At 50.5% G+C, this 13,219-nt stretch carries 8 protein-coding genes; 6 read left to right on the top strand and 2 right to left on the bottom strand.

All coding sequences use genetic code 11. The features are described 5' to 3' along the window. The 5 genes from OXI60_02300 to OXI60_02280 all read left to right on the top strand — a co-directional run. A partial coding sequence (locus OXI60_02300; protein MDE0308650.1) for a helicase-related protein occupies nt 1-1,624 on the top strand: 1,624 nt, incomplete at its 5' end. Between the two features lie 43 nt (nt 1,625-1,667). Then, nucleotides 1,668-2,741 carry a hypothetical protein gene (locus OXI60_02295; protein MDE0308649.1) on the top strand — a complete coding sequence of 358 codons (1,074 nt, stop codon included), beginning with the start codon at nt 1,668-1,670 and terminating at the stop codon, nt 2,739-2,741. 774 nt (nt 2,742-3,515) lie between these two features. Then, nucleotides 3,516-5,933, top strand: coding sequence for an FAD-dependent oxidoreductase (locus OXI60_02290; protein ID MDE0308648.1), 2,418 nt, complete (start codon nt 3,516-3,518; stop codon nt 5,931-5,933). Between the two features lie 224 nt (nt 5,934-6,157). Further along, nucleotides 6,158-6,961 (top strand): polyphosphate kinase 2, encoded by an 804-nt coding sequence (gene ppk2 / locus OXI60_02285; GenBank protein ID MDE0308647.1) that lies wholly within the window; start codon nt 6,158-6,160, stop codon nt 6,959-6,961. A gap of 60 nt (nt 6,962-7,021) precedes the next feature. Further along, nucleotides 7,022-7,600, top strand: coding sequence for a peroxidase-related enzyme (locus tag OXI60_02280; protein ID MDE0308646.1), 579 nt, complete (start codon nt 7,022-7,024; stop codon nt 7,598-7,600). 8 nt (nt 7,601-7,608) lie between these two features. On the opposite strand, the gene lysA is transcribed toward OXI60_02280, so the two are convergent. Continuing rightward, on the bottom strand, nt 7,609-8,874 hold the full coding sequence (gene lysA / locus OXI60_02275; protein MDE0308645.1) for a diaminopimelate decarboxylase: 1,266 nt from the start codon (nt 8,872-8,874) through the stop codon (nt 7,609-7,611). Nucleotides 8,875-9,050: 176 nt separating this feature from the next. Then, the gene (argH, locus tag OXI60_02270; GenBank protein ID MDE0308644.1) at nt 9,051-10,442 is read right to left on the bottom strand and encodes an argininosuccinate lyase; all 1,392 of its coding nucleotides are present in this window, start codon (nt 10,440-10,442) and stop codon (nt 9,051-9,053) included. Between the two features lie 759 nt (nt 10,443-11,201). Here argH and OXI60_02265 point away from each other — a divergent pair. Next, nucleotides 11,202-13,208: an HsdR family type I site-specific deoxyribonuclease gene (locus tag OXI60_02265; GenBank protein ID MDE0308643.1), complete on the top strand. Its 2,007-nt coding sequence runs from the start codon at nt 11,202-11,204 to the stop codon at nt 13,206-13,208. The last annotated feature ends 11 nt before the right edge of the window (nt 13,209-13,219 follow it).

The raw sequence follows: 13,219 nt of genomic DNA, 5'->3' as shown, positions 1-13,219 counted from the left end.
CCCCCTTGCGATCGCGAGTCATACCAACGGTTTTCAGTTAACGAAAATGCCTCATACTAAATATCGAAAATTAAAGTTATTTCTTTCAGATCAATTGCGCGAGAACAAATCAGAAAAGTTCGTAATATTCGCTTATTTTCGTAGAACTCTTGAGTATTTGCAACGCCGGTTAGACGAGGATGGCATTGAAACAGCCTTGATTTTGGGTGGGATGGGGAACCTAAGTTTTGAGCGCATCGAAGCTTTCGGACGCAAGGATGGTCCGTCCGTTTTGCTGTCTTCAGAAGTAGGCAGTGAGGGAATTGATTTGCAATTTTGTCGGTTTATAGTTAATTACGATTTGCCATGGAATCCAATGCGTGTTGAGCAGCGTATTGGTAGATTGGACAGACTCGGGCAGAAAGCGGAGAGAATTTCAATAATTAATTTTGTCGTTGAGGAAACCATCGAAGACAGAATACTCATGCGGCTCTATGATCGTATCGAACTATTCAGAGAAAGCATCGGAGATCTGGAACATATTCTAGGTATCCAAACGTACCAGTTATTGGAGAAGCTACTGGATCCAAAACTTGATGAAGAGACTCGTTTAAGTATCGCTAAACAAGCCGAAGATGCAATCATTATTCAACGAAAGAATCAACAAAAAATTGAGGATGAGGCTGTTAACCTGTTGGGATTCTCAGATTACATCTATGAGCAAATCCAATCTAGTCGGAATTTGGGACGATGGTTAAGTACGGATGAATTACTTTCTTTGGTTAGTGATTTTTTTGCGCGAAAGTATCCGGGAACCATAGTCGAATTAGACCGGAATAAGAATTCAGTTGCAAGAATCCTATTGTCTCGCGATGCCAGAGTACAACTACATTGTTTCATATCAGATTACAAACCAGCTACGCGAACAATACTTCATAAATCTAGCATAGCAATTCCTTGTAATTTTGATCCTCGACAGACAAAAAGAAATAGTCCTATGGAGGAACTGATTGAACCGACACACCCTTTGATCCAGTGGATTCGGCGCGAATACGAAAGTCAGAATCAATCATTGCACCAAGTTTCGTCAGTTAGTGTCGATTCCGGAAGTTCTCGATTTCATCCAGGTGACTATGTTTACGCAATACAAAAGTGGTCGTTCGACGGACTCCGTAAAGAGCATCAGCTGTCATTCAAGGCTATGAGAATAGATTCAAACGAGTTTCTGGATGAGCAACTTTCAGAAGAGATTGTAACCCTTGCTTCCAGGTATGGAAAGACGTTACACAATGCTGCGAAATTAGTCGGCAATTTGGATATCCTGAAGTCTAAAGTTGAAGCCTGCGATGCCGAACTCGACGAATTTTTTGGAAAGAAGTGCCAAGCAGTTGAAACTCAAAACAAGACTCGTTGCGATCAGCAGGAAACTAGTGCCACAAACTACAAAAATAGGCGCGTAATGGAACTTCGAGAGCGAATCTCTCGATATCGAAACCAAGGAAAAATAAATATGATTCCAGCGACTGAAGGTCTACTGAAGAGAGAGGAGGATCAGTTCGCACTTAAACTAAAGAAAATATCCGAGAAGCGTAAACTCGACTCGAGTCTGGAGCAGATGGCGGTAGGCTTCATCAGGGTAATATAGGATCATCGACGTGGAATCACCTCCATAGGTAGCGGCCCAAAAAATGAATCTACGAACTTTTTTTCAATTGTTTCGAAAGAAAAAAACTAGAATTCCTGACATAGATCAATCATCTGCGTTGGAATCACCTCCACCTGATCGTATAGATGAAACTCCGAGCCTAGAAAATGAACATCGTCCAATTCTGGAACTCAATCTCGGAATAGATTTTGGCACGAGATTCACGAAAGTGTGTTTTAGGAACTCTGGTACAGAGCAAAGCGAAGTCGTAAATTTCGGTGGAGATGCGATAGAAGATGGGATGATCGCCTCTATAGTGACGATCTGCTCCGACGGAGCACTTTACTTATGTGGAGAATACGATGAAAAGGATTGTATTGACTACAAGTATCTGAAAATGAAATTAGCTGGGTTTTCATCGATTGGAGACGAACATCTGCGATGGCAGGGTGTAAGCCTTGACGACGACGAAGCTGTTCGTGCACTTTCCAGCTGGTTTTTGGCAAAAGTTATATTGAAAGCGAAAGAATGGATCAAAATAAACCGTAAAGATTTGCTACATGAAAGAGATGTCCGTTGGTCCGCAAATGTGGGTGTTCCGGTAGAACACTATGACTCCGATAATATCAAAGTGTTCGAAGAAGTCTTCCCTGTTGGTTGGAGTTGGGCGGAGAGAGGCGATCTTCCGAGCGACTTTCGTACCGCTAAAGAGCGATATGAAAGTGACACTTGTACGATTGTGACTGAAATTACAGATTGCCACGCAATACCAGAACTTTCAGCTGCACTGCAATCTTTTGTAATTTCTCGTGAAGCACAGGAAGGTGTCTATATGTATTTCGATATCGGTGGAGGTACTGTAGACGGTGTGTCATTTAATTATTACGCTCGACATGGTGAAAAAAGTGTTAACTTCTATTCTGGAAAATTGGATGAGCTAGGGGTTTCTGCTGTCGTTAGTTCGTTCGGTGAGGAAGCAGATAAGGTTGAACAAATTCTATCTTTAGAAACAGCATCAGACCTCGGTGTCAAATTAAATGTACTAGAGCTGAACCCGAGATCTTCTAGACGAAAAAAGACTAGGTGTACAACGAATTGTTGGTCATGTGATCTCTGAATTTAACCGTAAGGACCGTCTCAGGGATTTAGGGCACATCCAATCGAAAGAGAATCGTTTGATAGTTTTCATCGGTGGTGGTGGAGTGGGTTCAGAGTGGTATAAGGATGCAATCCGTAGCACTCATACCGAATTTGGCCATTACAGTATCAAAGTTCCACCTTACGAATTGCAAGAAGTACCTTATCCATCAGATTTCGAATTGAATGGAGTGCCAAGACAATTGTTTCATCGATTCGCAATCGCATATGGACTTTCTGTTCCATTTGGAGAAGGCCCTGATTTCACTCTGCCTAGTACAAGCACAATAAAGCCACCCGAACCTCAACAATCAGCAGTTCCCAATTATCTAGACTCCAAGGACATATACGACTAAACGATCTTTAGATATCTCAGATTCTTGTAATGTGAATGGAGCAAAAACGGTATGTCTAATGAATAAGGTATAGATTTGATGTGCGATAACGCGCCAGATAATTTCAAGGTATGAGTCGAAGCATCGATACTAACCTCCAATTTTCCGTAATGTCGCCGGCCGCGAAGTGTGACGCAATACTCATTGTCATTTCTTCGCTAGATATGACTTCAGCGTAGAAAAAATTATGGCTGTAAAAATCAGGGGATTTCTGACCGCCACTATTATAATCGGCGTTTTCAATCCAGCTGTGTGCGCCGTCTGACTGGCTGGCATATATCGAATCAGGACCGGTCACTGACCATGTCCCGACTCGACTGAAAACCGACCGAGTGCCGAGGCACGTTATTTGAGGTTCTATGAATTTGAAGAAAACTGCCGAAGTGGTCATCATCGGCGGCGGTGTTGCCGGCTGCAGCGTCGCTTATCATCTGGCCAAGCGGGGATGTCGGGATGTCGTATTGCTGGAACGTTCCGAACTGACATCCGGCTCGACCTGGCATGCTGCAGGAAATACTCACGTTCTGCAAGACAACGCCAACCTGTCCAAACTTCATTACTACACCATCAAGCTGTATCCCGAACTCGAAGAGGAGACCGGTCAGTCGTGTGGTGTTCACAAGGTCGGCGGCCTTTATCTTGCCACCACCCAGGAACGTCACGATCAGATTCGGATCCAGGCATCGAAAGCGAAATATCTTGGTCTGGAATTCGACATGATTTCGTTCGACGACGTGCTGGAAATGAATCCGCTGATCAATCTCGACGGAGTCTACAGTGCGATGTTCGAGCCGAACGAGGCCCATATCGATCCCAGTGGCGTGACCAACGCGTACGCCGCAGGCGCACGCAAGGGCGGCGCGACCATCTACCGCAATTGTCCGGTCACCGCGACCAGACAGCAACCGAACGGTGGATGGATTGTGGAGACTCCCCAAGGCACCGTTGAGTCGCGCTGCCTGGTGAACTGTGCGGGCTTGTGGGGACGCGAGGTCGGGCAGCTTGCAGGTCTCAAATTGCCGTTGATGACGATGGAGCATCAGTATTTTGTCACTGAGAACATTCCGGAAATCGAGGCCTTGGACAGGGAGATTCCTCTCGTGCATGACAATGACGGTGAATACTACATGCGTCAGGAAGGCAAGGGCCTTCTCGTTGGAGCCTATGAGAAAGGCGGGAGGCATTGGGCGGTAGACGGAACCCCTCTTGACTTCGGTCACGAGCTGCTTCCCGACGATCTCGAACGGGTATTGGACAATGTCGAGCGCGCGATGCATCGGATGCCGTGCCTGGAACCCGCTGGCATCAAGCGGGTGGTGAACGGTCCGATGATCTGGACACCCGACCTGCTCCCGTTATTCGGCGCAGTCCCCCAGCTATCCAACTACTTCCTGATCGGAGGTCTCATTCCCGGCTTCAGCATCGGTGGCGGACTGGGACTGATGATGGCGCAATGGATCCTGGATGGACAGCCGAGTCTCGATCTGTGGCCGATTGATGTTGCGCGATTCGGAGACTGGGTGACAGACGAATATGTCCTGGCGACAACTGCGGATAACTATCAGACCCGATTCCGAATTTTCTTTCCCTACGAGGAGAGAACAGCCGGCCGTCCGCTTCGGACCCGTGCGGTGTGGGAAGACCAAAAGAACATGGGTGCATATTTTGGCGCGCAGTTCGGGTGGGAAGTGCCCATGTGGTTTGCACCGCCTGGGGTTGAGCCGGTCGAGAACTTTTCGTTCCGGCGCACGGAGTCGTTTGAGCATGTCGGCCGGGAATGTCAAAACGTCCGCTCCAATGTCGGGCTTTTGGATACATCCGCCTATGCGAAATTCATTATTGAGGGGCCGCGGGCGGCCGAGTGGCTGGATGGCCTGACTACGAACCGACTGCCGTCATTGAACCGAATGGCCCTGATACCGATGATCCACGAACGGGGTGGCATAGTCGCAGACTTCACAATCGCACGACTCGAACAGGAAAAGTTTCTGCTGATCGGCGGCGGCGTCGCCGAGAACAACCATTGGCGTTGGTTCAAAAAGCATGCGTTCGCACGCGGTGTCAGCATCACCAGCCGGAGTGTCGACTGGGTGGGGATGTCGGTTTCCGGGCCCCGGTCCCGGGAACTGATGGAATCGCTGACCGGCGAGGACTTCTCCCATGATGCCCAGCGATTCATGGCGATTCGGGAGATGACCATCGCTTCAACAAAGGCGTGGGTGCTGAGAGTTGCGTTCACCGGCGAGCTCGGCTATGAATTCTACTTTCCAGCCGAGCACCAGACGGAGGTTTTGCAATTCGTACTCGATCGAGGTGAACGTTTCGGAATGCAGCAGCTCGGATCACGGGCATTGCTTACACTGCGGCTCGAGAAGAGTTTCGGAAGTTGGGGGCGCGAATATACAACCGAGTACAACCCCTATGAAGCCAGGTTGGATCGTTTCGTCAAACTGGACAAGGAAGATTTTGTAGGACGCGACTTTCTCATCAAGGCCGCCAACAAGACGCCAAAATGGCTGTTGTCGTGTTTTTCGGTTGACGTTGACGAGCAGGATGCCGTCGGTGGTGAGCCGATACTGTGTGATGGTGACGTGGTGGGAATCGTCAGTTCAGGCGCATTCGGTCATACAGTTGGCGTCAGTATTGCCTTGGGCTACGTACCGCCAGAGCGGCTTGACGCGGGTGAGTTCACCATCGAGATAATCGGCAAACCGAAGTCAGCGAAACTGGTCACCGAGCCGTTGGTGGACCCGCAGGGTTTGCGGATGCGCAGTTAGGAAGCAAGTCGCCGCACCGCAAGGTATTAAGGATGCAATGGGCTGTCTTGGAAGTGATCGGGTTCAGCAGGTTCTTGTTGATATTCCCGTTGAAAACCGATCAATCCCGATTCACATGACAGGTATGTGCAATTCCTGAACCTGAGGCAACTGATAGTGTTGTTCACGAGGATCAAATTGGTATACTGTTTAATCATTATATGAGCGTAGCATAGGACGAGGTCATGAACTCTGAAAACAAAGAAAAGAAGCGAATCAAGAAGTCAGTATTTGAAAACGAACTGTTCCGACTGCAGCTTGAATTGGTCAAGCTCCAGGAATGGGTCAAGGAAAAGGGGCTGAAAGTTGTTGTGATATTTGAGGGACGTGATGCTGCGGGCAAGGGCGGTGTCATCAAGCGAATCACCCAGCATTTGAGCCCGAGAATCTGTCGCGTGACCGCACTGCCGGCTCCGACCGAACGTGAGAAAACACAGTGGTACTTCCAGCGATATTGCGCCCATCTGCCGGCCGCCGGCGAAATGGTGCTGTTTGACCGCAGTTGGTACAACCGCGCGGGCGTTGAAAGAGTGATGGGATTCTGCGACGACGAGGAATATCGGGAATTCATGCGCAGTTGTCCGGAATTTGAGCGGATGCTGGTTCGCTCCGGTATCATTCTGGTCAAGTATTGGTTCTCGGTCTCCGACGACGAGCAGGAAAAGCGCTTTCAGAGCAGATTGCTCGAACCGCACAAACGCTGGAAACTGTCACCGATGGATCTCGAATCGAGAACCCGGTGGATGGATTACTCCAGGGCCAAGGACCAGATGTTTGCCCACACGGATATCAAGCAGGCTCCGTGGTACGTGGTAAACGCCGACGAGAAACGGCTGGCGCGGCTCAATTGCATCCGCCACCTGCTCAGTGTGATTCCGTACGAAGATCTTACACCGGAACCCATTGAGTTGCCTGAGAGGAGCGATAGCGAAGGTTACATTCGACCGCCACTGACGGATCAGACTTTCGTGCCGGGATATTACGAATAGTACCAGGTCCCGGCGCATCGCTTCCGAGATGCAAGACCGATACGCGCCGGAGGGTGCTTTATGATGGAAAGTTCTCCGGGCAGGTATCCTGTTCCAGACCTCAATGATGTTCCCGAAGATATTCGGGAGCGGATTGTCCAGGTGCAGGAAAAAGCCGGGTTTGTTCCGAATGTCTTTCTGGCGCTCGCACATCGCCCGGATGAGTTTCGGGCGTTTTTCGCCTATCACGATGCGCTGATGGAAAAACCCGGCGGGCTGACCAAGGCGGAACGGGAGATGATCGTTGTGGCGACGTCAGGTGAGAACAATTGCCAGTATTGCGTGGTGACCCACGGCGCGATCCTCAGGATTCGCGCCAAGCACCCCCTGGTTGCGGATCAGGTTGCGGTGAATTACCGCAAGGCCGATATCACACCGCGTCAGAAAACAATGCTGGCCTTTGCTGTCAAGGTCTGCAACGAGTCCTGGGCTGTCGATGAGTCTGACTTTCAGGCGATGCGGGATGCCGGGTTCAGTGATGAGGATATCTGGGATGTTGCTGCGATCACGGCACTTTTCGCACTGAGCAATCGATTGGCGAACTTTCTTTCAATGCAACCCAATTTCGAGTTCTACGCAATGGCGAGGGAAGTCAGCTGACCAAGCCGTCAGTTGCGATAGCGTTCAGGGATTGACTCAAGGTCGAACATCTGATCGATCGACTCCCTTGCCCTGACCTGATCCGACCTGTTGCCGCTGACCATGATCTCAGGCGGACGGGGACGCGTGTTATAGTTCGACGACATGACCGCACCATAGGCACCGGCATCTCGTACCGCAACGAGATCACCTTCCCGAATAGCGAGCGAACGGTCTTTACCCAGAAAATCTCCTGATTCACAGACCGGGCCGACCACGTCATAGATTGCCTCGTCGGTCCCATTGCCGAGCCGGACCGGTACAATGTCCATCCATGCATCATACAGGACCGGCCGAATCAGGTCGTTCATCGCACCGTCTACAATTGCGAAGTTCTTCGCTTCGGCGTTCTTGATGAACTCAACAGTCGTCAGAAAGATCCCGGCGGATGCCGCAATTGCGCGTCCGGGCTCGATTGCGATCTTCAGCTCGCAACCGCGACGTTCGAACAACCTGATGATCTCGCTGCAGTATTCATTGATTTGAGGAGGCTGCTCATCCCGATACTGGATGCCGAGCCCGCCTCCAAGATCCAGATGCTCGATTGGTACACCGTCTTTGTGAAGTTGCTCGGCAAGATCGATCACACGCTCCAGCGCGTCGAGTATCGGTCCCATCGACGTGATCTGCGAACCGATATGAACTGCAATGCCGACCGTTCTAAAGCAGTCGCGGGCGCAGGCCTGCCGATAGATCCGTATGGCGTCGCTGATCGGAATGCCGAACTTGGCTTCCCGCATTCCGGTGGATATATGCGGATGGGTGACAGCATCAACATCCGGATTGACGCGAATGCTGATGGGTGCGACTGTACCGAGTTGCCCGGCAACTTTCTCAATTCTCTCGAATTCAGCCTCTGATTCCAGGTTCAGCGACCAGACTCCCGCTTCCAAAGCCAGCCGAATCTCGTCCTCTGATTTGCCGACCCCTGAAAATACTGTCTTTCCCGCGCGTCCCCCGGCCTTCAGCACTCTTTGCAGTTCGCCACCGGAAACAATGTCAAATCCCGAGCCTAGTTGTGCCAATGCTGACAGAACGGCAAGATTCGAGTTGGACTTGACCGAGTAGCAGATTGTCGCATTCCGCCCGGCAAAACCCTTGCTGAACGCCTGCCAGTTATCTGACAGCGCCGTATGTGAATAGACATAGCAAGGGGTACCGAATCGTTCAGCGATCTCGGTCAGGGGAATATCCTCAGCGTGGAGAAGATTCCCGCGGTACGAAAATCCGTGCATCTATTGTCGGGTGAGTGTTGCGCTCTTCACGATGTGCACTTCCGGTTCCATAGCGACCGGTCGTACGAGATCTCCCTTTTTCCCACAGGAAGTCAGCATCAATACCGAAAGGAGTGTGAAGACCGTGATAATCAGCGTTTTTTTCATGGTGACGATGTATTTTGGTCTGTGGCCGGTCAAGTCTCGGCCAATCTTCGACGTCCATCGTGGACCGCGGCAAGCACCTGCTCAGGTGCGGTTCCACCGACATGGTTCTTCATCCTGACTGACGATTCCGGAGTCAGTATGTCATGAACATCCTTGTCAATTGAGGGATGATATCGTTGCAGGTCCGCCAGCGACAGTTCCTCAAGACTGCAGTTATTTTCCAGACAGAGTCGTACAATCCTGCCGACGACTTCGTGGGCGTCTCGAAATGATACGCCGCGCACGACCAGATAATCCGCCAGATCTGTCGCGGTGGCGAAACCCTCCGTTGCGGCGAGACGCATTCGTTCACGGTCAGGGCTGATATTCCGGATCATGTCATGCATGATCTTGATGCTCGCGCTGACGGTGTCAAGCGAATCAAAAAGTGCTTCCTTGTCTTCCTGATTGTCTCGATTGTACGCCAGCGGCTGGGCTTTCATGAGCATCAGCAAAGCCTGCAGATTGCCGGCGGTTCGCGCACTTTTTCCTCGAACAAGTTCCGCGATGTCCGGATTTTTCTTCTGCGGCATGATGCTGGATCCCGTTGCGTAGGAATCGTTGATGACAATAAATCGATAGGCTGCTGAATTCCAGATGACGAGTTCTTCCCCGATCCGTGACAGATGCACCATGGCGATCGCTGCATTGGCTGCGATTTCCATTGCAAAATCCCGGTCGGAAACCGCATCGATTGAATTCGACATGACGCCATCAAAACCGAGTTCACTCGCCGTCATCTCGCGATCAATGGGGAAGTTGGTTCCAGCCAGGGCGGCTGCCCCCAAAGGTGATTGGTTGACTCTCATTCTTGAGCCGATAAATCGCTGTCGATCGCGGTCGAGCATCTCGAACCACGCCATCAGGTGATGTCCGTAGGTAATCGGCTGTGCGATCTGAAGATGTGTATAGCCGGGCAGAACTGTACCTGCCTCAGCGTCAGCGAGGTCTAAAAGCGTACTCTGGAATGCATGAAGTTCATGGATGATTCCATCGGTGGCCTCTCGTGCATACAGCCTGAGGTCGGTCGCGACCTGATCATTTCGGGATCGGCCGGTATGCAGTTTCTTGCCCGCTTCACCGATAAGATCAGTCAATCGCTGTTCAATGTTCATGTGAACATCTTCCAGCTCGGTTGCCCAGTCAAAGCTCCCTGATTCTATCCGTGAGTGAATCTGTTGCAGTCCTTCGGTGATGGCGTCGAATTCTGCCTGTGTTAGAACACCAACCTTGTGCAGCATTCTCGCGTGCGCGATCGAGCCGGCAATATCGTGACGATACAACCGCTTGTCAAAGGCGACTGAGGAGGTGAATTGCTCCACAACACGGTCAGTTTGTTGGGTGAATCGTCCGCCCCAGAGTTTGTCTTTGTTTTCAGTCATCGATGGATGGGTTCGAAGATCTGTTTCGCAAAAATTACCCCCGAACCTCGGATTGACTTCTTCGCTGGAGGGGGAAATTCAACGATTCAATTATAAGGGACTTAAGTCAGATCCTAGCCACAATGCGGCTGCGTGTCCGGGCGGATCCAAATTTGTACGCGGTGGCCGGTCGACACTTTCTTAAATTGTTCGCGATAATCCGAGATGGGTTGAAAAAGTACTGCTTGATCAATTGAAGAGTATTCATGCAGTTTTTTCCTTGGCTGATGAACAAAGTTAAACTCGTCTGGCCTGAGTCCGACCACCATTGCTCAGATAACTTCACTTCGTGTCCAACGATTTAGGATGGCAAGACATCTGGATCAAATCAGCCATAGACATTGATATAACTTGACATGTCATGACAAAGAAATAAATTTAGTGGTGGGGATTGATCGGAAACGCCTGCAGTACCGATCAAACTGCTCGAAAAGCCTATCCCTCAGGAGGTGTAAAATTGAGGGGGTAAGTAGTTACCAAAAAATATAATTAGGAGGGTTTAATCTACAATAGCGACTAGTCGATAATTCACCCTAAAGTGGGGAGTTTGAGACCGTTACCCGCTACCTACATCGCCAGCATAATGAATCAGACCACCTGTAACAGTATTGTCACCGAAATTCTCAGTTTCAAAGCCGCTCTCGGGTCGGATTCATATTCAACACGACACCACCGGGCTCGTTCGGCAGACGCTAAAAGGACTGAGTCCTCTCAATGTCAATGAACACACTGGAGTGCCATCTTGAAGAGGTCTTCGTTGAAAAGTTGCGGGAGCTCAAGTACGATATTCGCTCTGACATCCGCGACCGAACCACGCTTGAAGCGAACTTCAGGGAAAAGTTCGAAGCTCTCAATCGTGTAACACTCACCGACGGCGAGTTTCAGCGGCTCCTCGAGGAGATCGTCACGCCCGACGTGTTTAAGGCCGCTCGTGCCCTTCGAAATCGAGAAGCGTTCACCCGTGACGACGGCACACCACTCAACTACACTCTGGTCAATATTAAGGACTGGTGCAAGAACACGTTTGAGGTCGTCAATCAGCTTCGTATCAATACGGACCACAGCTATCACCGCTACGATGTGATAATTCTGATCAACGGCATCCCCGTGGTCCAGATTGAACTCAAGGCGCTCGGGATCAACCCACGGCGGGCAATGGAGCAAATCGTCCGGTACAAAAGCGACCCCGGAAACGGTTACACCCGAACGTTGCTGTGCTTCATGCAGCTTTTCATCGTCAGCAATCGGACGGACACACTGTACTTCACCAACAACAATGCGAAACACTTCACCTTTGACGCAGATGAGCAGTTCCTTCCAGTCTACCGGTTCGCGGCCGAGGACAACACCAAGATCGCCTACCTCGACGACTTTGCCGACAAGTTTCTTGCCAAGTGCACGCTGGGTCACATGATCAGTAAATACATGGTCCTCATTGCGAGCGAACAGAAGCTCCTGATAATGCGCCCATACCAGATCTACGCGGTCAAGACGATTGTCGATTGCATCGACCAGAACTACGGCAACGGCTATATCTGGCACACGACCGGTTCCGGCAAGACGCTAACCTCCTTCAAGGCCTCGACGCTACTTAAAACCAACGAAAGCATTCACAAGTGCCTGTTCGTCGTTGACCGCAAGGACCTCGACCGCCAGACCCGCGATGAGTTCAATCGGTTCCAGAAGAACTGCGTTGAGGAAAACACCAACACCGCAACGCTTGTTCGCCGCCTTCTGTCCGACGATTATGCAGACAAGGTCATCGTCACGACTATTCAGAAGCTCGGTCTCGCGCTTGACGAAAACAGCAAGCGCAACAAGCACAATGCCGCACGAGGACAGTCAACGTTCAAGCAGCGGCTTGAGCAACTTCGCGACAAGCGAATGGTTTTCATCTTCGACGAGTGCCACCGCTCGCAGTTCGGCGGGAATCACAAAGCAATCAAGGAGTTTTTTCCGAACTCTCAGCTTTTCGGTTTTACCGGCACCCCGATCTTTGAGGACAACGCGACCACCAAACAGGTCAAGGGGGATACCGCTACACTGCGAACGACCGAGGATCTTTTCCAACAACAACTCCACGCCTATACTATCACCCATGCGATCGAAGACCAAAACGTCCTTCGATTCCACGTCGACTACTACAAGCCAAAAGACATCCCTGCTCCCAAGCCGGGACAGACGCTTACCAAGCAGGCGGTTGTCGAGGCCATTCTTGACAAACATGATGCCGCAACAGGAAACCGACACTTCAACGCACTACTCGCGACAGCTTCGATCAACGATGCTATCGAATATTATGGGGTCTTCAAGAAGATACAGGTGGAGCGTCAGGCTGCCAATGGCGAGTTCGTGCCCCTGAAGATCGCTGCTGTCTTCTCGCCTCCGGCGGAGGGCAACAAGGATGTTCAGCAGATCCAGGAAGATCTTCCCCAGGAAAAAGAAGACAACCAGCACGACCCCGAGGAGAAGAAGGCCGCACTCAAGGCCATCATTTCTGACTACAATGACCAGTATGGGACGAACCACGATCTCAACAACTTCGACCTCTACTACCAGGATATCCAGCAGCGCATCAAGGACCAGAAGCTCCCCAACCGTGACCTACCAAACAAGGGAGCTGAGAAGATTGACATCACCATTGTCGTCGACATGCTGCTCACCGGTTTTGATGCCATGTACTTAATGTATAGGCTTTTATTTGATGTGCGTCAGCACGCCAAATAAAATCATTGAAC

Source organism: Acidiferrobacterales bacterium, from assembly GCA_028820695.1.
Classification (GTDB): domain Bacteria; phylum Pseudomonadota; class Gammaproteobacteria; order Arenicellales; family JAJDZL01; genus JAJDZL01.
Note: the sequence above shows the minus strand (reverse complement) of the source record. Positions and strands in the feature narration are given on the sequence as shown.

Bases quoted from the DNA above. Each gene is read 5' to 3' on its own strand.
- OXI60_02295 (MDE0308649.1), top strand. From the start codon at position 1,668: ATGAATCTACGAACTTTTTTTCAATTGTTTCGAAAGAAAAAAACTAGA.
- OXI60_02290 (MDE0308648.1), top strand. From the start codon at position 3,516: ATGAATTTGAAGAAAACTGCCGAAGTGGTCATCATCGGCGGCGGTGTT.
- ppk2 (MDE0308647.1), top strand. From the start codon at position 6,158: ATGAACTCTGAAAACAAAGAAAAGAAGCGAATCAAGAAGTCAGTATTT.
- OXI60_02280 (MDE0308646.1), top strand. From the start codon at position 7,022: ATGATGGAAAGTTCTCCGGGCAGGTATCCTGTTCCAGACCTCAATGAT.
- lysA (MDE0308645.1), bottom strand. From the start codon at position 8,874: ATGCACGGATTTTCGTACCGCGGGAATCTTCTCCACGCTGAGGATATT.
- argH (MDE0308644.1), bottom strand. From the start codon at position 10,442: ATGACTGAAAACAAAGACAAACTCTGGGGCGGACGATTCACCCAACAA.
- OXI60_02265 (MDE0308643.1), top strand. From the start codon at position 11,202: ATGAACACACTGGAGTGCCATCTTGAAGAGGTCTTCGTTGAAAAGTTG.